The following is an 18,063-nucleotide window of genomic DNA, read 5'->3' as shown; positions in this document are numbered from 1 at the left end:
GGCTCAGTGGGCCTGCCACCGCGGTGCCCGCTTCTCGGCGAACGCGCGCGGTCCTTCTTTCGCGTCCTCGGTCTCGAAAACGCGGTCGCTGTGCCTGGTTTCGTTGTCGTAGGCCGACGTGAGGTCGAGCGCCAGGCCTTCGACGGCTGACTGCTTCGTGGCGAACACCGCGAGCGGCGCGTTGACCGCGATGCGCGCGGCGAAGTCGTACGCGGTGTCCATCAGTTTGTCCGCCGGGACCACCCGATTGATCAGTCCCATGGCAAGGGCTCGTTCCGCGTCCACCATGTCGGCCGTCAAGAGCAGCTCCATGGCCAATGGGTAGGGCATCTGCCTCGGCAGCCGTACGGTGCTTCCGCCGCCGGCGAAGAGACCGCGCTTGGGCTCCATCACCGCGAAGCGCGCGTCGGGGACGGCAACTCGCACGTCCGTGGACGTCAGCATCTCGAAACCGCCCGCGACGCACGTCCCGTTCACGGCGGCGACGATCGGCTTGTACACCGGGAACCGATGCAGGACGGCGTGGATGGCGTCGTCCTTGTTCCACCCCGGGGGCTTGGGGAGGTCACCGGTGAGTTCCGGGATGAATTTCTTGAGGTCGGCTCCCGTGCAGAAGTCGCGCCCGACCCCCGTGATCACGGCGACCCAGGCCCGATCGTCGTCGCGGAACGCCGCCCACGCGTGGGCCAAGTCGCGAAAATGCGCCATGTCCAATGAGTTTCGCGTCTCGGGACGATTGATCGTGATGGTGGCGATGTGCTCGTCCAGCCGGTAATCGATGCTCACCCGGCTACTCCATCGACCAGGCGCACCACGTCGCGCGCGCAACCCCAGGACAACGTGACGCCGTTGCCGCCGTGACCGTAGTTGTGGATGCACCGCGCCCGCCCCAGCGGCTCGGCTTCCACGCGCACCGAAGGACGGTCGGGGCGCAGTCCAGTGATGACCTCGACCACGTCGGCGTCATTGAGTCGCGGCTCTACGCGGCGGCAGCGCTGCAGGATTCGTTCGGTCACCTCGGGGTCGGCCGTGGCGTCCCAGCGGCCCGGGACGCTGATGCCGCCGCAGACCACCCGCTGCGGATGGGGAAAGTAACAGGTCCATTCCGGACCGCTGTTGAGTTCCAAGAACAATTGCCGCAGACCGGGATTGGTGAGCACCACATGTTGGCCGAACAGCGGCCGCACGGTGTCGTCACCGGTGAGCGCGCCCGCAGCGAGGCCGGCACAGTTGACGACCATTCCGGCGGCGTCGGCGGCCTCGGACAGCGACCGCACGGGATGCTCCTCGACTTCGCAGCCGGCCGCCGCGAGCCGCCGAGTCAGGTAGTCGAGGTAACGGGGCATGTCGATCATCGGCACGGTCGCACGAAATCCGCTACCGAAGCCCTCGGGAATGTCGGCCGGATCGGCCGGTCGCAGATCGGGGATCAGCGGGGCCGCCGACGACATCGCTTCGCCCGCGGTCAGCTCACCGACGGCCAGCGCGGGTGCCAGCTGGACACCGGAGTCGGGGTCCCCGGCGAGATCGGTGAACACTCGCAGCGAGTGCTCGGTCCATCTGAGCGTCTCGGCGGCGCGTTCGGCCGGTCGTGGGGGAGCCCAGACGGCGCCGGCTACCGCCGAGGTCGTCTGCTTCAGCGTCGTCGCGGCCCATACCCGTACCGGCCGGCCGGCCTCGGCCAGACAGATGGCCGACGTCAATCCGCTGACGCCGGCACCGACGACGACAATCCCTTGCGTATGCGCCACGGCGCCACGGTAGCGAAAACAGGGCCGCCGCGGGTCGCGGCGACTTCACATCGGCCGCTACCGAGGACGATCAGGAATGTGCGACTTGAGGGGGCGCCGACGTCGCCGGAGCAAGCGGCGCCTGCGGAGCCCGTGACGCGGCCGGCGCCTGGGGAGCTGGGGCTACGGCCGGCGCCTGCGGAGCCGGAGCCACGGCCGGCGCCTGCGGGGCCGGAGCAGCCGATGGCGCCCGCTGGGCGCCCCCACCCAGCAGGCTGTTGAGGATGCCAAGCGTGCCCTGCACCCCAGCGGGCGGCGTCGAGGGGGGCAAAGCAGCGCCCGGCGTCAGCTGCCAGGGCTGGCAGCCGGAAGTCTTGAACGCTTTGTCGCCCGGATCGATCTGGACTACCTGCGGCTTTTTGGACATCGCGTTGTCGATGATGCCGCCGTCCGGGTTGGTCCGCTTCCAGTAGCAGGCGGTATCGCCGGCGGGGCCGCCCGAGCTGTAGATGCCCGGTGCGATGTCGGTCCCCACGGCGTAGATGCCGTCCTTGTCGATGGACGTTTTCGGCGCTGCCGGCGCGGGCGGGGCCCCCGGTGACGGCGCAGCGGCCGGTGCAGGTCCGGGCGCCGGTGCGTCGGTCTCGTCCGGGTCGGCGCTGGCGACGACCGTGGAAGCGGCCCAGCCCGCGACCATCAGGCTCGCAGCAAGCAACCTCGCCACGGTAGGTACTCCATCCATAGAGGTCGAGGGTACCGGGGTCAAGCACCGAATTCATGTCGTTGCGACTCGGCGAGGCGACAAAGAAAGCCTAAACGAGCCGCCGCACCCGGCCCGCGTAACTGAGCGCGCGCTCGTAGGTCTCGAGATTGTCGCGGGAAATCTTGGCGTGGACAGGCCGTTCGAGAAAGAAGCGCAGCACCGGGTTATAGGCGTGATAGGTCTCGTGGAACGTCAGCACGGTGGTGCCATCGGGCTGCTCTTCGAGTTGGTGATAGCCCTCGGCGCGTGACCATAGCGGGGCACCGACCGCGGTGTAGCGCGACAGCTTGTTCAGCTCGGCCTCGGTCACGGTCTCCCACGAGCGCGCCCTTCCGCCGGTCAGCAGATACTTCGGCACTTTGTAGACGCAGGTGCGGACCAGACCTTCGCCGGCCTCGTTGCCCTCGTTGAGGATTTTCATGCTGCCGGTGGGCCATTTGAGAACCCGCGGCCGGGGCGCGTCCGGCGGCACCGGTGGATGCAGCACTCGCCAGACTTTCTTCGGCGGGGCATCGACGTGGAATCGCACGGTGTAGGACTGCATCAGCTTTCTCCGTCAGCCGGTATCCAACTGTTCCAGAACGTGATGGTCTCCGCGGGTGGCCGCTTGGCCGGCCGGAAGTCGGTGCCGACCGTGTAGGCGACGGGGAACAGCGCGGCCTGCGTGACTGTGGGCGGAATGTCGAGCAGTTCGGCGACCTCTTGCTCCTTGAACAGATGCATCGTCGTCCACACCGATCCCAGACCGCGAGAGCGCAGCGCCAGCAGAAAGCTCCAGCCGGCGGGGATGATCGACGCCCAGGCCGCCGCGGCGATGCCCGGTTCCGCGGTGTCGATGCGCTGATTGAGGCAGGGAATGACGTGCACAGGCACGTCGGCCAGCGTCTCGGTCAGGGTCATGGCGCTCTGGTACACCCGCCTTGTTTGCGCGTCGCTCGCGTTGTCGGCGGCGTACGCCAGGTACTGCGCGCCGATGCTCCGGTAGATCTCGGCGATGGCGGCACGCTTGTCGGCATCGGTGACGACCACCCAGCGCCAATCCTGCGTGTTGCTGGCCGTGGGAGCTTGCATCGCCAGCTGGATGCACTCCAGGATCACCTCGCGACCCACCGGGCGGGTCAGGTCGAGGCGTTTACGAACCGACCGCGTCGTGCTCAAAAGTTCGTCGACGGTGGCGATGTCCATTGGTTCCTTCCGGATGAGTGATCAGAGATCGATGGCGCAAGACTGGTCGACGCCCAGCACGCTCAACGAGCGCCCCAGGCCGAGGAAGACCGCAACGCACAGCGTGAGATCCAGGATCTCCTCATCGGAGAACTCGACCCGAAGTCGTTGGAAGAAATCGTCATCGAGCGAGGCGTGGTCGGTGGCGAAGCGTTCGGCGTACTCGATGCAAAGGCGTTGGCGCGGTGTGTATCCCGAGTAGATGGCATACGCGGCGACGTTGTCGTAGAGCTCCGGCGTGACGCCGGCATCCAACACCGACTGAGCTCGGAAGTCCGAACACGCAACGCAATCGTTGATCTGCGCGATGCGCATCCTGGCCAACTCCCGCTCGTCCGCTGGCAGAATGCTCTGCTGATACGCGCCGCGGATCATGCGTTCGACCATCTCACCGAGTTGCGGCCGTAGCGTCCAGATCATGGCGGCTTCGCCGCCGGGGCCGGCCGGCACGTTGAGACGGGCCATCATCGAACTCCTGCCCGGTGAAGTGAAGTACTGAGCTGAGCAAACCAGATCCTGATCGCCGAGGCCAGGCATAGACCAGACAAACGGTTTGGGGTTACCGTCTCGGCGTGCTGTTCATGCACGAGGTGCATAAGGTGCGCGGCCGCTTCGAAGACGACTTCGAGGCCGCGTTTCGGCACGGCTGGATGCCCATGCTCGCCGCGGGCGACGACGCACGGCTCCTGTGGTATGCCGACCACGCCCAAGGCAGTGGCCCGTCCTATACCGTCGTCACCGTCACCGCCGTCAGGGACGGGGCGGCATGGGAGCGCCTTGCACTCCGGGTGCAAGGCGGCGATCTGCAGACATGGATGCGACGACTGGACGAACTGCGGCACGAGGTCGAAGCCAAACTGCTGGTAGCACTCCCATGGTCGCCGCTGCGGAACGTGGCGTTGCACGAGGTACCGGTCGACGGGCGAGAGCACGAACTGAGCCTCTACATGGAAGACACCATGTGGCCCTACCAAGACAAGTTCGAGGAGTACATCGATCGCTGCAGCGAGGTGTATGCCCCAGGCCTCGAAGGGCCCTCCGCAATGCTGGCGATCCAGGCGGCTTTCCAGCCCGCTCTGGGTAGCCACGTTCGCCGCGAGGTCGTCTTGATGCAGCGCATACAGCGGCCCGAGCAACTCCTCGGCCTGCTCCGGACCCGGATTCCCGAGGAATACCGGGCGCCGGGAACCTGGATGCACGACGCTCTGGACCTGCGCGACCAGTGGAACAGCCGGCTGTTGCGCACCTCCGCGTGGTCACCCTTGTACTGAACGGCACGCATGAATATCGGGACGATCCTCGACACGGCCGCGACCCGCGATCCCGACCGGACGGCGCTGATCATCGATGGACAACCCATCGGCTACGGCGAAGTGGCGCATACGGTTCGCCGGTGCGCCGCCGGCCTGGCCGCCGGCGGCGTGCGGGCCGGCCAGCGCGTCGCTGTCCTCGACGGCGGAAGCCTGGTGTCCATCGCGACCCTGCTCGCGGCGCCCCGCATCGGCGCCGCGGCTGCGTTGATGAACCCCGCGTTGACCCCAGCGGAGATCCGCAAGCTCCTCGAAAACGCCGGTTGCGCCGGGGTGGCTGTGGCGGGGGTACCGTATGCCGACCGGCTCCGCGAAGCCGGCGTACCAACGGTGTTGACCCTCGCTGATCTCGTCACGCTCACGGGTAGGGACGGCGGCGAAGCCGTCGACGCCAACGGCGACCGGGACGCCCTCATCCTATTCACCAGCGGCACAACCGGCCTGCCCAAGGCCGTGGGTATCACCAACGCTCAGCTCACCAGACGGATCAAGGGAATGGCGGCGCCATTTCGCGCGCCGACCAAGCCGGCGGTGGGGATGATGTGCGTCCCGTTCTTCCATGTCGGGGGCGCGCTGGGAACGCTTGGCAGCTTGTACTCCGGCAACACGACGGTTATACAGCAGCGATTTGACGCCGGCGAGTGGCTACGCCTGGTGTCAGAGCACCGCGTGACAACCACCTTCATGGTGCCGACCATGCTGCAGCGCATTCTCGACCATCCCGACTTCGCCGGCACGGATTTGACCTCGCTGGTCGCCATCGCCTACGGCGCCGCCGCCGCGCCTGTCAGTTTGGTGCGCAAAGCGATGACCGCGCTTCCACATGTGGCCTTCGCCAACGTATTCGGTCAGACGGAGACACTCGGTGCATACACGACGCTGATGCCGAACGACCACAGCGATCCCGCTCGCGCGGGCTCAGTTGGGCGACCGCTACCCGGAGTCGATGTGCGCGTTGTGGATCCGGACACGGGAAGCGATGTCGAAATCGGAACGGTCGGCGAGTTGTGGGTCAGCACCACCCAGAACGTCACCGCGGGGTGGCTGCGCACCGGCGATCTTGCCCGCCAAGATTCCGACGGCTACATCTTCCCCAGCGGACGGCTCAGCGACACCATCAACCGCGGGGGAGAGAAGTTCGGTCCCATCGAGGTCGAGGAAGCGCTGCGTTCCCACGCCGCAGTGCGCGATGTCGCAGTTGTCGGCATCGCCGACGAGGAACTCGGCCAACGGGTAGGGGCCGCGGTCGTGGTCTGCGCCCCAGTCACCGCCGAGGAGCTGCACGCGCACTGTCGCGGGTTGATCGCTTACTTCAAGTTGCCCGAGCGGATGGCGATCGTCGACGAGATCCCCTACACCTCTACCGGAAAGATCAACCGCCGCGAGCTCGCCGCGCTCATAGTGAATCATTCCTGAAACCTGGGAGTTCGAATGCTTTTCCTGCACGAGACCCACAAAGTGGTCGGCGCGCGCCAAGACGATTTCGAGGCCGCGTACCGCGAGGGCTGGATGCCGACATTGGCCGAGGAGGATGACGCTCGACTGCTCTGGTACACCAACCACGCTCACGGGTCCGGGCTGTCGTACAACGTGGTCACGATCACCGGAATCGTCGACGGCGCGGCCTGGGAGAGACTTGCCCACCGGGCGCACAGCGGTGACCTTCGGTACTGGATGCGCGAGCTGGACAACCTGCGCCACGAAGTGAGCGGCAAGATCCTGTTGCCGGTCTCGTGGTCACCGCTTCAAACCGTCGACCTGGCGACCGTGCCCACCGATGGCTCCACTCACCCTCTGACGCTGTTCATGGAAGACACCGGGTGGCCTTACGCGCCGCTCGACGACTACATCCGCTCCTGGGACGAGATCTACTATCGGCCGCTGTCTCGGGCACCCGCGCGAATGCGAATCCTTGATATTCAGGCCTGCTTCCAAGTCGCCCACGGCAGCTATCGACGGCGAGAAGCCATGCTGTGGCAGAAGATTGACGATTCCAACAACTACGCGGCGCTCGTCCACCTGCTCACCAAGGAGGTGCCGCCCGAGCACCGGGCGCCGGGTAGTTACATGCTCGAGGCTCTGAAGTTTCGAGATCAATGGGAAAGCCGGTTGTTACGCACCTCGGACTGGTCACCACTCTACTGAGGCGAATGTCCCACCCGATTCAGGATACGGGCCGCTTCGGTGACCATGTCGGCGACGATGTCAGCGGCGGGACGGACTTCGTGGATGACCCCCACCCCTTCACCGACAAGTATGGGTGCGGTATCGAAATCGCCTGCAGCTACCGCCCTTTCGTAGGTTGCGACAGTTCGGGGTAGCTGCGCCGAGAGCTCGGCCTCGTTGCCGTGCCAGGTCTTAAGGAAAGCGTTAACCAGCGCCCGCGCGTCGTATCCGGCGGGCCAATCTAGCCGGCGGACAAGGTCGTACACGCGCGTGCGCACGGTGTCGTCCCCGCCTGCGGCCACCGCGCGTTCCTGGGCGCGCCGCGATACCAGCGCCTCCGGCGTCGCCCAGAACCGGGTTCCCACGAGCGCACCATCGGCACCCAGCGCCATCGCGGCCGCCAACCCGCGACCATCGCCGACGCCGCCGGCGGCCACCACCACCGTCTCGGGCGAGCGGTCCGCCACGAAATCGACGACCTCGGGCACCAAGGTGAAAGTCGATCGCGCGCTCATGCCGTGCCCGCCGGCCTCGCCACCTTGAGCGACGACGACTTGTGCCCCGGCGTCCAGGGCGCGGTTCGTCTGGTCCAGGTTTTGCACCTGCGCGATCAGCGGAACGTCGGCGGCGTGGATGCGACCGGCGAAAGGCCGTAAGTCGCCGAACGACAGCATCACGGCCGCCGGCTGCTGGGCCAGAGCGATGTCGAGGACTCCCGGGTTTTGGGCGAGGCTCCAGGTGATGAAACCGTATCCGACTCGGGTACCTTCGGCCCGGTCGATCTGGGATCGCAGCCATTCCGCGTCGGGATAGCCTCCGCCGACAAGGCCCAGGCCGCCCGCCTGCGTTACCGCCGCCGCGAGTCGCCCCCCGGAGATCAAGGCCATCGGCGCGAGCAGTATCGGCTGCTCGATCCCGAACAGCTCGGTGAGGCGTGTGGTCAAATTCGCGCTGGCGCTCACGTGAGCTCACCGGTGAGGAACTGCGCCCGACCGTGGCCGAAAGACCAGTCCTCGTCGTCGTTTTCGGTGACCGAAACGATCAGGTCGGCAGGGTCGAGCCGGCACCGGTCGGCGAGGCGGGATGCCAGCAGCTCATAAAACTTCTGTTTGAGCTCGCGCGGACGCCGCCGGCTCACCACGTGCACGATCACCTGGCTAGCTGAGCGCTCGATGCCGAGGCCCGTGTCCAGCGTGACGATCTCGTGGCCCGGGTGGGTGCGCACCACCTGGTAGCGATCCCGCTGCGGAACTCCGAACGCTTCGACAACGGTCTCGTGGATCGCGTCCAAAAGTGCCCGGGTCTGGGCGGGTGTACGACCCTCGATGACGTCGATATACAACAACGGCATTGTTCCTCCTGCATAAAGCGCGCGTTGCGCCTTCCTTGCAACCGACGTTAGGGCCGCGGGAATCCCGCGTGAAATGCCGCCTGTAGGGTATCTATGCTCGTCAGGCATGGACGTGCTCCAGGCCGGCCGAGTCGAGTTACGCCATCTCCGCGCATTCGAAGCGGTGGCGCGCCTCGCATCATTTACGCGGGCCGCCCAGGAACTCAACATCACACAGCCCGCGCTGAGTCGCACCATCCAGCAGCTCGAGGACGCGCTCGAAGCGACATTGCTGGATCGGAGCTCGCGGCAGGTAGCGGCCACCCAGGCCGGGCGGGTTTTCCTCGATCACGTCGAACGGGTCCTCGCCGAGTTGGGCCGCGGTGTCGACGCCGTGCGGCACCAGGCGAGTATCCGCCTCGGGTTCAGCTGGCTGTTGCCCGATCCGTGGGCGCAGGACACCGTCGCGCGATTCGAACGGGCCGCCCGGACCGCCGTCAACCTGGTCCGCACCGATGATGCGCTCGATGCGGTCCAGCAGCGCAGGGTTGACGTCGCCGTGGTGCGCGGGCACGTGACGTCGACCGCCGTTCGAATCGTGCACCTTTTCGACGAGCCGCGAGTGGCGGTGTGTTCGGTGCATTCGCCCCTGGCAGAGCGGGCCGAGCTCGACTGGGCCGAGGTGCCACGATGGCCGCTCGTGGTCAACACTGCCAGTGGCACCACCGGGCCCTGGTCGTGGCCCGCGGGCGCGGGTCCCGAAACCGTGGTCGAGACAACAAATTTCGATGAGTGGATCGAATCTGTCGCGGCCGACCGGGGGGTCGGGGTCATCCCCGACGTCGCCATCAGACGCAACATTCACCCGGGCGTGCGGTTCATCGCGCTGCGGGGTGCTCCCGACATTCCCGTCGTCCTGGCGTTTCCGAAGCGGGCCAACAGCCCCGTACTTCGCCGCTTCATCGAGGCAGCCGTCGACGCCGCGCGGTGACCGATTCGCCGAGTCGCCAGCTCAGGCAAGTGCAGCCAGGCCTGAGCGCACCAGCTTCAGGCTCGCGGTCACGTCTGCGCCGAGGTCGCCGGCACAACCGCTGCGGCCCCAATTCTCCACTGCCGCAACGAGAGCCGCGGCGAGCACGGAGCCTGCGACCTCGGCGGCCAGATCGATGTTCGCCAGACCCGGATTCCGCTCTCTGACGAAATCGGTGAGCACCCGGGCGAACGAGGACTGCACGACCCGCAGATGACCGGCAATCCGCTCGGCGCTGATCAGCTCCGCACGAGCGGTCGCGGCTTGGCGCACCACTTCGAGGTCGTGTGGGAAGGCGGCGACGCTGGCCAAAACCGCGTCGAACAGCGATTCCGTGGGCGGCCGCTGGGCAAGCGCTTCGGCCAGCCACTCCAGCTGGGTCTCGTAGTCCTGAAAAAGCACGGCTTCCTTGGTCGGAAAATGCCGGAAGAAGGTGCGTTCGGTGACACCGGCTGCGCGGGCCAGCTCGGTGACGGTGACATTCGCAAACCCCTTGTGGGCGAAGCTCTTCAACGCCGCTTGGCGAAGTGCCTCGTGCGTCGATCGTCGTCGTTGTTGATGACGGTTGCCCGGGGGGGTCATATCAGCGGTGATCGTATCCCAGGCGAGCGGGCACGACTGACATCTTCCAATTATGTCAGTACTGACATAACCTTAGGCAGCGGTTCCCGATCGAGACGAGGTCAAGGTCATGACCAATACCGATTACGACGCAATCGTGGTGGGCGCCGGGCACAACGGGCTAACCGCGGCGGCGATCTTGCAACGCGCGGGCCTGCGCACCATATGCCTGGAAGCCAACACCTACGCGGGCGGCATGGCCGCTACGGTCGAGTTGATCGATGGTTTCCGGTACGAGATCGCCGGTTCGGTGCAGTTTCCAATGGCGAGCGAACTTACCAAGGACCTCGGACTGGACACGCTGCCGGCGGTGGAGCCCGACGTGATGTCAACCAACATCGGCGAGCACGGCGAAGAGCCCATGATCTTCTACCGGGACCCAATGCGGCTGATGACCCATCTGGGCGAGAAGCATGGGATGGAAGCGGTCACCGGCATGGCCGAACTGATCGGCTGGAGTCAGGGCCCGGCGAAAGCGCTGGGCCGCTTCGACGTCCGGCGACCGCCGAAGAGTCTCGACGAGATGTACGCCTGTGCGGCCAACGAGGCCGAACGCCGGGCGATTCACGACATGTTGTTCGGCTCGGCCATGGACGTGATCGACCGTTACCTGCCCGACAAACACAAGCACGCGGTCATGCGTGGGATGCTGGCTTTCCTGGCCGTAAACTCGACCTACCGCGGCCCGTACACACCGGGCAGCGCAACCTGTTTGGCCTTTGCATTAGCTGTGCCCCAAGACGACGCGACGAGCACTGCGATGATGACCAAGCTGAAGGGTGGCATCGGCGCCCTCACCGAACACCTGCGTGAGCTCTTCATTGCCCACGGCGGCGAGATGCGGTTGCGCACCAAGGCCGAGCAAATCCTGATCGACCAAGACAAAGTGACCGGCGTGCGGCTGCGAGACGGGTCGACGGTCTCGGCGCCGATCGTGGTGTCCAACCTGTCGCCCGATATCACCCTCACCCAATTGATCACACCCGAACACGTTCCGGCACAGCTGCTCTCGCGCGTCTCCGGCCGCGATCACCGGGCGTCATTCATCCAGATCCACTTCGCCCTCGACGGGCTGCCCGAGTTCGCCCCGCCGTACGATTTCCTCAACGCCGACGGCATGCAACAGTCGGTCGGAATCTTCGGGTCACCCGAATCCCAACAGCTGCACTGGGAGAACTGCCGGCGGGGCATCGTTCCGGACAACCCGTCGATGGGAATGCAGATCCCATCGGTGCACGATCCCGCCATGGCGCCGCCCGGCAAGCACGCGGCGAGCGTATTCGCCTACGCCTTCCCGGTCGAAGTCAGCCGCGACCAACACGGGCGTCTCAAAAACGAGATGGCGCAACGCGTCATCGACAAAATCACTCGACTCGCGCCGAATTTCGAGGATATCGTGATTCGCCACATTACGTTTGCGCCCTACCACATGAACACCATGTTCGGCGCGCCCTCGGGCGACTTCTGTCACGGGCTGCTGCACCCCGACCTGATGGGGCCAAACCGGCCGGGCCCGAAAGGCTTCCTCGATATGCCCATCGGGATCCACGGCCTGTATCTCGCCGGCGCCGGATGCCATGGCGGACCGGGCATCACCTTCACTCCCGGTTATAACGCCGCCTATCAGGCGCTCGACGACATGGCCTGACCTGTCAGGGTTTGCAGGCGGCTTCCAGGGGAAGCACGGGACCACCGGATTGCAGGGACAGCAGGTACAGGTAGGTCGCGAGCGAATGTTCGCAGGACACTGTGTACTTGACGAGAGCCTTGGGCGGCAGTGGCAACCATCTGATCGGGTTCAGCTCGATCGGATTGAGCACGTGCTCATAGCCGATGGGCGGGGGCAGGTCGGGGATGATGTCCAGCCGGTTTGCGATGCGATAGGAGTTCTTGACCACCTGGTCGTAGGTGCCCGCAAACAACGAATCGCCGGTGCGCGGACTGCCGTAGCTGTAAACGGCCGGGTCGGTAAACGTTGTGTTCGCGGCCATGTCAAGGGCGAGCAGTGTCGCCAGTGCCCCTCCCAGGCTGTACCCGCAGATTGTCACGGACCCGACGGGTTGAGGGAACGCAAGTTTCGCCAGCGCGTTCACCACCGTCGGCGAACCCGGCGCGACTGCCGTCCTCAGCGACTCGTACATGTCGGTGAAGCCGTCTTCTGTATGGCCGGCGCCGGCCAGAAATGGGCACGGCACTTGGAGAAAGTCAACGTCGTGGATCCACTCCAGCCATCCTTCGGTGCCGCGGATCGCGATCGCGACGTCGCCCGTTTTGTTCTCCTGGCAGATCAGCCCGATCGATACTTCGTCGTCAGCTCGACTCGAATCCATGTCGGTTGCCAGATCGTTGGCGTAGATCGTGGTGACCACGGTGTAGTCAACGCCGCCAGCGCTCAGTGCCTGGCCCGCCTTGTTCGTCAGATCGCCGGGCGGCGTCGCGTACGTCGCGTTGACGAGCTGGGCGAATTGTATTGCCTTCGTGACGTTTAACGGCGATTGCGTTGGCATGGCTGACCCGCTCCGGTTCAGCCACCGAAGATTCCGGTGAGCTGGGCCTGCGAGGTTGCGGCGCCAGCGATCGTCTGCGCCGCCTGCACGCCGGCCAGGCCGCCGGGCAGCTGGTAGTCCTTGGGCAGCTGGTAGAGGGTGAACCGGTAATGGTGTGTCCCGGTTCCCGCCGGGGGACAGGGGCCCTGATACCCCGGCTGGCCGGCCGTGTTGGGCAAGGCGGTCGCCCCCGCCGGAGTCTGCCCGTCTGCGGTGCTCCCGGAGCCGGGGGCGATTCCGATGACCACCCAGTGCACATACAGGCCGTTGACGGCATCGGGGTCGTCGACGACGAGGGCGCCACCCAGGGGCGCCGACCAGGCCAACGGCGGTGCGACGTCGGAACCTTTGCAGGTGTATTGCACCGGGATCGCCGCGCCGTCTGCAAAAGCCGGGCTGCTGATGCTCAACGGCCTGTCCGCGGGCGCGTTCGGCGCCGTGCGCCCAAGCGTCGTGACCTTCGGCGTCGAGGAATTCGTCGGGTGGCTATCACCGTGTCCGGAGCAGCCGGCCAGCCCCGGCGCGATCGCCAGTGCTCCGATGATTGCCGCGCATCGGTGAAGCGTGCCCGCCCGCGTCGATTCCATAGACAACAGTGTGACTCGCGCGCCCGCAGTCGGGAAGGAGCCGATTTCGCCGCTGGGTGCGTTGAACCTACTTGCCGCGCTTCTTGACTTCGAGCACCCGCTTGCGCAGTCCCTCGGTGGCGGTGTCCATCAGACTCTTGGCCCCCTTCTTGACGAGGAATCCGGGCACGGGCGCTACCAGGTCGACCGTCAGCTCGAAGTGAACCTTGGTGGAGTCCCCGTCCGGTGTCAGCGTGTACCGACCCTCCTGGGCGCGTTGCTGTTTGGAGCTGACGAGCGTCCAGCCGACACCGTCGGCGTGGACGGTGTACGCCAACTCCTGCTCGTCGCTGACGCCGACCAGCTTGACGACCTGTCTGGATCGGGTCGGGTGATTCTGATCGTCCCGCTCGAGCACTTCGACCTTCTTATGCGACGACGACCACTCGGTCAATGACTCGAGGTCGAACAACACATCCATGATTTCGTCTGGCGTCGCCTCGATGACGACATCGCGGGAATCGGTGATAGCCATGTCCGGGAGATAGCCGGTGCCGTGCGAGTCGAAACGTCGCACGTCGGTCAAGCGCGTGGTCGAGCGCCAAGCGTGGCGAGCCGGGGGAGGACGACGTCGCGCCATCCCGGCCTCATGCGCTCGAACGCCTGCACCATGCGGTTGTCATCGAGGTCAAACCCGATGTGTTCCAAGAACACTCGCGTACCATCTCCTTCGGCTTCCAGTCGCCAGGTCAATATCCAGGCGGCTGTGAACGTGTAGGCGAACAGATGCGGCGGGTCGACCTCGAGCACCGTGCAGGGCTGCTTTCCATAGCCCGGCATGTCGAGAGTGAACTGGTGGCCCACCACCGCGGCCACCTGACCCTCGGCCCACCACAGCTTCAGCAGGGCGGGCTCGGTCAGGAGTCGCCACACCGTGGCCGGTGGCGCCGCCACGAATTGCTCCACCCGGATGGTGGCGAAGCGTGACGTCGCGGTCATTTCAACTCCTCTGCTGTTTCGGCGAGCTTGGCCAGTCGGGCGCGCCAGAACTTCTCGAAGGGATGCAGCCACTCCCCGAGTTCCGCCAGTGGCTCCGCGGTCAAGCGGTAGATGCGATGACGTCCGTGCGGCTGGTCGGCCACCAGACCGGCGTCGCGCAGCACCTTGAGGTGCTCGGCGACCGCCGGCCGGCTGAGCTCGAACCGGTCGCTGAGGTCCCCCGCCGAGAGCGGTTGGTCGAACAGAATTTCCAGCAATTCGCGCCGGACCGGGTTGGCCAAGGCGAGAAAGACGCGATCGATGCTGGCCACACCCAGGAACTTATGTCGGATATTCCCGACATGTCAACTATTTCCGACGTAATGTCGCCGCTGAAATGTGCGCTGGCCGGAGGCCGGGCGGCTACCTTCCGGGTGTGCACTTCAGCTGGGAACGGCTGACCGGCAGCGTGCACCGCTGTCGGCTCCCATTCTGCGACGTAACCATCGGGCTGGTGCGGGGCTACACCGGCGCCTTGCTCGTCGACACCGGAACCACGCTGCGCGAGGCCGCCGCGATCGACGCCGACGTCCGGCTGCTCGCCAGGTGTCCGGTGAGCGATATCGTGTTGACGCACAAGCACTTCGACCACGTGCTGGGTTCGTCGTTGTTCGCCGGGGCGCAAGTGCACTGCGCGCCCGAGGTGGCCGAACACCTGTCCTCGGCGACCGCTGAACTCCGCGAGGACGCGCTGCGTCATGGTGCCGACCCCGCCGAGGTGGACGCGGCGATCGCCGCCCTGCGGCCCCCGCGCGGCGGCACTTACCACGACGTCGTCGACCTAGGCGGCCGGGCGGTGACGATCGCCCACCTCGGCCGTGGCCACACCGCTTCCGACCTGGTGGTGATCGCCCCCGGGATGGAGGAGGGCGAGCGGATCGTGGTGTTCACCGGTGACTTGGTGGAGGAGTCCGCCGATCCCGCCATCGACGGCGATTCCGACGTCGCGGCTTGGCCCGCGACGCTGGACCGGTTGCTCGCGGTCGGCGGCCCCGAGGCGATCTACGTCCCCGGCCATGGCAGCGTCGTCGACGCGGGGTTCATCCGTCGCCAGCGGAACTGGCTGGCCCGTCGAACGCCCGCCCCGTGATCGACACCGCATCGAAAAGTATTGTCTCGCAAGGCTTTGACGCCGTATGACGGCGCCAGGCCCGGGCAGGCGAGCGTCGTGACCAAAGAACGCTGCGCGCCGATCACCAACCCGCCGCCAAAAAGCTCTCGCAAGTACCGGATGCGCCAACAGTTTTGGCTTAAGTCCTTGACCCCTGAGTGAACTACCGTTCCCAGGGATAGACTCACGTGCAGTGGGATCGTGCTGAAGAGGAGCGTAGACATGGCGATCATAGAGAAGGACACCCAAGTCCGGCCGTCGTTTGACGACGAGGTCGCTGCCACGCAGCAGTACTTCGACGACCCGCGCTTTTCCCGCATCACGCGCCTCTACACGGCTCGCCAGGTAGCAGAGCAGCGCGGCACCATCCCCACCGACTACACCGTCGCCCGTAACGCGGCAGCCGCGTTCTACGAGCGGCTGCGCGAGTTGTTCGCCGAGAAGAAGAGCATCACCACGTTCGGCCCCTACTCGCCGGGCCAGGCCGTCGCGATGAAGCGCATGGGCATCGAGGGCATCTATCTAGGGGGTTGGGCGACGTCGGCCAAGGGATCCACCACCGAGGACCCGGGACCCGATCTCGCCAGCTACCCACTTAGCCAGGTGCCCGATGATGCCGCGGTGCTGGTGCGCGCGCTGCTGACAGCCGACCGCAACCAGCAGTACCAGCGCCTGAACATGAGTGAGCAGCAACGGGCGACCGCTACGGAGTACGACTATCGGCCGTTCATCATCGCCGACGCTGACACCGGCCACGGTGGTGACCCGCACGTACGCAACCTGATCCGCCGATTCGTCGAGGTCGGCGTGCCTGGGTACCACATCGAGGACCAGCGCCCCGGCACCAAGAAGTGTGGCCACCAGGGCGGCAAGGTGCTGGTGCCGTCGGACGAGCAAATCAAGCGGCTCAACGCCGCGCGCTTCCAGCTCGACATCATGAAGGTGCCGGGCATCATCGTCGCCCGTACGGATGCCGAGGCGGCCAACCTGCTCGACAGCCGGGCCGATGAGCGAGACCAGCCGTTCCTGCTGGGCGCCACCAACCTCGACATTCCGTCGTACAAGTCGTGCTTCTTGGCGATGGTGCGCCGCTTTTACGAGCTGGGCGTCAAAGACCTCAACGGTCACCTTCTCTACGCGCTGCCCGAAGGGGAGTACGCCGAGGCGGGGGCCTGGCTTGAGCGGCAGGGCATCGAGAGCGTGATCTCCGACGCGGTCAATAGCTGGCGCGAGAACGGGCAACAGTCGATCGATGACCTGTTCGACCAGGTCGAGTCGCGGTTCGTGGCGGCTTGGGAGGAGGACGCCGGGTTGATGACCTACGGCGAGGCCGTGGCCGAGGTGCTCGAATTCGACGCAAGCGAGGGCGAGCCGGCCGACATGAGCGTCGAGGAGTGGCGCGCATTCGCGGCGCGCGCGTCCCTGTACTCCGCCAAGACCAAGGCGAAGCAACTGGGCGTCGACCCGGGTTGGGACTGCGAGCTGTCGAAGACTCCCGAGGGCTACTACCAGATACGCGGCGGCATCCCGTACGCGATCGCCAAATCACTGGCGGCCGCGCCGTTCGCCGACATCCTCTGGATGGAGACCAAAACCGCCGACCTGGCCGACGCCAAGCAGTTCGCCGACGCCATCCACGCCGAGTTTCCCGACCAGATGCTGGCCTACAACCTGTCGCCGTCGTTCAACTGGGACACCACGGGCATGACCGATGAGCAGATGAAACAGTTCCCCGAGGAACTGGGCAAGATGGGCTTCGTCTTCAACTTCATCACCTACGGCGGACACCAGATCGACGGCGTCGCGGCCGAGGAGTTCGCGACCTCCCTGCAGCAGGACGGCATGCTCGCGCTGGCCCGCCTGCAGCGCAAGATGCGCCTGGTCGAATCGCCGTATCGCACACCGCAAACCCTGGTGGGCGGGCCGCGGAGCGATGCTGCCCTGACCGCCTCTTCGGGTCGCACCGCGACCACGAAGGCGATGGGCGAGGGCTCGACCCAGCATCAGCACCTGGTGCAGACCGAGGTGCCGAAGAAGCTGCTCGAGGAATGGCTGGCGATGTGGAGCGAGAACTACAACCTCGACGAGAAACTCCGCGTGCAACTGCGGCCCCGCCGCGCCGGCTCGGACGTTCTCGAACTCGGCATCCACGGCAACGATGACGAGCAGCTGGCGAACGTCGTTGTCGACCCGATCAAGGACCGGCACGGCCGCAGCATCCTCCAGGTGCGCGACCAGAACACCTTCGCCGAGAAGCTACGCCAGAAGCGGCTGATGACGTTGATCCACCTCTGGCTGGTGCACCGGTTCAAGGCCGACGCGGTGATCTATGTGACGCCGACCGAGGACAACCAATATCAGACCGCGAAGATGAAATCGCACGGCATCTTCAGCGAGGTTTATCAAGAGGTCGGCGAGATCATCGTCGCTGAGGTCAATCGGCCCCGCATAGCCGAACTGCTGCAGCCGGACCGGGTCGCGCTGCGCAAGTTGATCACCAAAGAAGATTAGCCAGCGCCTTATCGACGCGACACCGCCGCGCGTCGGCATGCGCCCAGCACGGCGGCGCCCGGGGTTCACATCGTTATGCTCACCGGCTGCGTTCTGGAACCGATTTGCTGGCCAACC

General features: G+C 65.9%; 20 protein-coding genes and 1 pseudogene. 7 read left to right on the top strand and 14 right to left on the bottom strand.

The features are described 5' to 3' along the window. Positions 1 to 3: 3 nt before the first annotated feature. From A5686_RS11995 to A5686_RS11970, 6 genes and pseudogenes are all read right to left on the bottom strand, one after another. Complete coding sequence (locus tag A5686_RS11995) at positions 4 to 786, bottom strand: enoyl-CoA hydratase/isomerase family protein (RefSeq protein WP_067934315.1); 783 nt, start codon at positions 784 to 786, stop codon at positions 4 to 6. Further along, positions 783 to 1,751 (bottom strand): FAD-dependent oxidoreductase, encoded by a 969-nt coding sequence (locus A5686_RS11990; protein WP_067934313.1) that lies wholly within the window; start codon positions 1,749 to 1,751, stop codon positions 783 to 785. Before A5686_RS11990 ends, A5686_RS11995 begins: the two co-directional genes overlap by 4 nt. A gap of 223 nt (positions 1,752 to 1,974) precedes the next feature. Then, positions 1,975 to 2,472 (bottom strand): annotated as a pseudogene (locus A5686_RS11985) (hypothetical protein); the annotation flags it as partial. A gap of 70 nt (positions 2,473 to 2,542) precedes the next feature. Continuing rightward, positions 2,543 to 3,037 carry an SRPBCC family protein gene (locus A5686_RS11980; RefSeq protein ID WP_067934312.1) on the bottom strand — a complete coding sequence of 165 codons (495 nt, stop codon included), beginning with the start codon at positions 3,035 to 3,037 and terminating at the stop codon, positions 2,543 to 2,545. Beyond that, on the bottom strand, positions 3,037 to 3,678 hold the full coding sequence (locus tag A5686_RS11975; protein WP_067934310.1) for a nitroreductase family protein: 642 nt from the start codon (positions 3,676 to 3,678) through the stop codon (positions 3,037 to 3,039). The genes A5686_RS11980 and A5686_RS11975 overlap by 1 nt, the downstream gene beginning before the upstream one ends. 21 nt (positions 3,679 to 3,699) lie before the next feature. Then, positions 3,700 to 4,185: a carboxymuconolactone decarboxylase family protein gene (locus tag A5686_RS11970; RefSeq protein WP_231986356.1), complete on the bottom strand. Its 486-nt coding sequence runs from the start codon at positions 4,183 to 4,185 to the stop codon at positions 3,700 to 3,702. Positions 4,186 to 4,298: 113 nt separating this feature from the next. Between A5686_RS11970 and A5686_RS11965 the strand changes: the two genes are divergently transcribed. The 3 genes from A5686_RS11965 to A5686_RS11955 are packed head-to-tail and all read left to right on the top strand — an operon-like array spanning position 4,299 to position 7,172. Then, a complete protein-coding gene (locus A5686_RS11965) occupies positions 4,299 to 4,988 on the top strand; it encodes a hypothetical protein (RefSeq protein ID WP_231986361.1) in 690 nt (229 codons plus the stop codon). A 9-nt stretch (positions 4,989 to 4,997) separates the two neighbouring features. Beyond that, on the top strand, positions 4,998 to 6,443 hold the full coding sequence (locus A5686_RS11960; protein WP_067934305.1) for a class I adenylate-forming enzyme family protein: 1,446 nt from the start codon (positions 4,998 to 5,000) through the stop codon (positions 6,441 to 6,443). Positions 6,444 to 6,458: 15 nt separating this feature from the next. Next, positions 6,459 to 7,172, top strand: a complete 714-nt coding sequence (locus tag A5686_RS11955) for a hypothetical protein (RefSeq protein ID WP_067934303.1) — start codon at positions 6,459 to 6,461, stop codon at positions 7,170 to 7,172. On the opposite strand, the gene A5686_RS11950 is transcribed toward A5686_RS11955, so the two are convergent. Together A5686_RS11950 and A5686_RS11945 are read right to left on the bottom strand one after the other, a co-directional pair. After that, the gene (locus A5686_RS11950) at positions 7,166 to 8,155 is read right to left on the bottom strand and encodes a nitronate monooxygenase family protein (protein WP_067934302.1); all 990 of its coding nucleotides are present in this window, start codon (positions 8,153 to 8,155) and stop codon (positions 7,166 to 7,168) included. The two genes, A5686_RS11955 and A5686_RS11950, sit on opposite strands and share 7 nt — an antisense overlap. Continuing rightward, positions 8,152 to 8,544 (bottom strand): tautomerase family protein, encoded by a 393-nt coding sequence (locus tag A5686_RS11945; RefSeq protein WP_067934300.1) that lies wholly within the window; start codon positions 8,542 to 8,544, stop codon positions 8,152 to 8,154. The genes A5686_RS11950 and A5686_RS11945 overlap by 4 nt, the downstream gene beginning before the upstream one ends. Before the next feature lie 106 nt (positions 8,545 to 8,650). On the opposite strand from A5686_RS11945, the gene A5686_RS11940 reads away from it, so the two are divergent. After that, positions 8,651 to 9,514 carry a LysR family transcriptional regulator gene (locus A5686_RS11940; protein WP_067934297.1) on the top strand — a complete coding sequence of 288 codons (864 nt, stop codon included), beginning with the start codon at positions 8,651 to 8,653 and terminating at the stop codon, positions 9,512 to 9,514. Between the two features lie 21 nt (positions 9,515 to 9,535). Here A5686_RS11940 and A5686_RS11935 read toward each other — a convergent pair whose 3' ends face one another. After that, positions 9,536 to 10,135, bottom strand: a complete 600-nt coding sequence (locus A5686_RS11935) for a TetR/AcrR family transcriptional regulator (protein WP_067934296.1) — start codon at positions 10,133 to 10,135, stop codon at positions 9,536 to 9,538. Between the two features lie 109 nt (positions 10,136 to 10,244). On the opposite strand from A5686_RS11935, the gene A5686_RS11930 reads away from it, so the two are divergent. After that, positions 10,245 to 11,822 carry an NAD(P)/FAD-dependent oxidoreductase gene (locus tag A5686_RS11930; RefSeq protein WP_067934294.1) on the top strand — a complete coding sequence of 526 codons (1,578 nt, stop codon included), beginning with the start codon at positions 10,245 to 10,247 and terminating at the stop codon, positions 11,820 to 11,822. A 4-nt stretch (positions 11,823 to 11,826) separates the two neighbouring features. Here A5686_RS11930 and A5686_RS11925 read toward each other — a convergent pair whose 3' ends face one another. From A5686_RS11925 to A5686_RS11905, 5 genes are all read right to left on the bottom strand, one after another. Further along, positions 11,827 to 12,681: a lipase family protein gene (locus A5686_RS11925; protein ID WP_067934293.1), complete on the bottom strand. Its 855-nt coding sequence runs from the start codon at positions 12,679 to 12,681 to the stop codon at positions 11,827 to 11,829. A gap of 17 nt (positions 12,682 to 12,698) precedes the next feature. Then, on the bottom strand, positions 12,699 to 13,307 hold the full coding sequence (locus tag A5686_RS11920) for a YbhB/YbcL family Raf kinase inhibitor-like protein (RefSeq protein ID WP_067934291.1): 609 nt from the start codon (positions 13,305 to 13,307) through the stop codon (positions 12,699 to 12,701). A gap of 67 nt (positions 13,308 to 13,374) precedes the next feature. After that, entirely contained in the window at positions 13,375 to 13,821 is a 447-nt protein-coding gene (locus A5686_RS11915; protein WP_067934387.1) for an SRPBCC family protein, read from the bottom strand. Between the two features lie 47 nt (positions 13,822 to 13,868). Continuing rightward, entirely contained in the window at positions 13,869 to 14,285 is a 417-nt protein-coding gene (locus A5686_RS11910) for an SRPBCC domain-containing protein (RefSeq protein ID WP_067934290.1), read from the bottom strand. Continuing rightward, a complete protein-coding gene (locus tag A5686_RS11905; RefSeq protein WP_197520554.1) occupies positions 14,282 to 14,596 on the bottom strand; it encodes a metalloregulator ArsR/SmtB family transcription factor in 315 nt (104 codons plus the stop codon). The genes A5686_RS11910 and A5686_RS11905 overlap by 4 nt, the downstream gene beginning before the upstream one ends. A 104-nt stretch (positions 14,597 to 14,700) precedes the next feature. On the opposite strand from A5686_RS11905, the gene A5686_RS11900 reads away from it, so the two are divergent. Together A5686_RS11900 and aceA are read left to right on the top strand one after the other, a co-directional pair. Continuing rightward, positions 14,701 to 15,414 (top strand): MBL fold metallo-hydrolase, encoded by a 714-nt coding sequence (locus A5686_RS11900; RefSeq protein ID WP_067934286.1) that lies wholly within the window; start codon positions 14,701 to 14,703, stop codon positions 15,412 to 15,414. 243 nt (positions 15,415 to 15,657) lie between these two features. Beyond that, on the top strand, positions 15,658 to 17,946 hold the full coding sequence (gene aceA / locus A5686_RS11895) for an isocitrate lyase ICL2 (RefSeq protein WP_067934284.1): 2,289 nt from the start codon (positions 15,658 to 15,660) through the stop codon (positions 17,944 to 17,946). Positions 17,947 to 18,063: the final 117 nt, after the last annotated feature.

It is taken from the genome of Mycobacterium sp. E2479 (assembly GCF_001667925.1).
GTDB lineage: Bacteria > Actinomycetota > Actinomycetes > Mycobacteriales > Mycobacteriaceae > Mycobacterium.
The sequence above is the reverse complement of the archived record's forward strand: the minus strand, read 5'-3'. Positions and strand labels throughout refer to the sequence as shown.

Bases quoted from the DNA above. Each gene is read 5' to 3' on its own strand.
- A5686_RS11980 (WP_067934312.1), bottom strand. From the start codon at position 3,037: ATGCAGTCCTACACCGTGCGATTCCACGTCGATGCCCCGCCGAAGAAA.
- A5686_RS11975 (WP_067934310.1), bottom strand. From the start codon at position 3,678: ATGGACATCGCCACCGTCGACGAACTTTTGAGCACGACGCGGTCGGTT.
- A5686_RS11970 (WP_231986356.1), bottom strand. From the start codon at position 4,185: ATGATGGCCCGTCTCAACGTGCCGGCCGGCCCCGGCGGCGAAGCCGCC.
- A5686_RS11965 (WP_231986361.1), top strand. From the start codon at position 4,299: ATGCACGAGGTGCATAAGGTGCGCGGCCGCTTCGAAGACGACTTCGAG.
- A5686_RS11960 (WP_067934305.1), top strand. From the start codon at position 4,998: ATGAATATCGGGACGATCCTCGACACGGCCGCGACCCGCGATCCCGAC.
- A5686_RS11955 (WP_067934303.1), top strand. From the start codon at position 6,459: ATGCTTTTCCTGCACGAGACCCACAAAGTGGTCGGCGCGCGCCAAGAC.
- A5686_RS11945 (WP_067934300.1), bottom strand. From the start codon at position 8,544: ATGCCGTTGTTGTATATCGACGTCATCGAGGGTCGTACACCCGCCCAG.
- A5686_RS11940 (WP_067934297.1), top strand. From the start codon at position 8,651: ATGGACGTGCTCCAGGCCGGCCGAGTCGAGTTACGCCATCTCCGCGCA.
- A5686_RS11935 (WP_067934296.1), bottom strand. From the start codon at position 10,135: ATGACCCCCCCGGGCAACCGTCATCAACAACGACGACGATCGACGCAC.
- A5686_RS11930 (WP_067934294.1), top strand. From the start codon at position 10,245: ATGACCAATACCGATTACGACGCAATCGTGGTGGGCGCCGGGCACAAC.
- A5686_RS11925 (WP_067934293.1), bottom strand. From the start codon at position 12,681: ATGCCAACGCAATCGCCGTTAAACGTCACGAAGGCAATACAATTCGCC.
- A5686_RS11920 (WP_067934291.1), bottom strand. From the start codon at position 13,307: ATGGAATCGACGCGGGCGGGCACGCTTCACCGATGCGCGGCAATCATC.
- A5686_RS11915 (WP_067934387.1), bottom strand. From the start codon at position 13,821: ATGGCTATCACCGATTCCCGCGATGTCGTCATCGAGGCGACGCCAGAC.
- A5686_RS11910 (WP_067934290.1), bottom strand. From the start codon at position 14,285: ATGACCGCGACGTCACGCTTCGCCACCATCCGGGTGGAGCAATTCGTG.
- aceA (WP_067934284.1), top strand. From the start codon at position 15,658: ATGGCGATCATAGAGAAGGACACCCAAGTCCGGCCGTCGTTTGACGAC.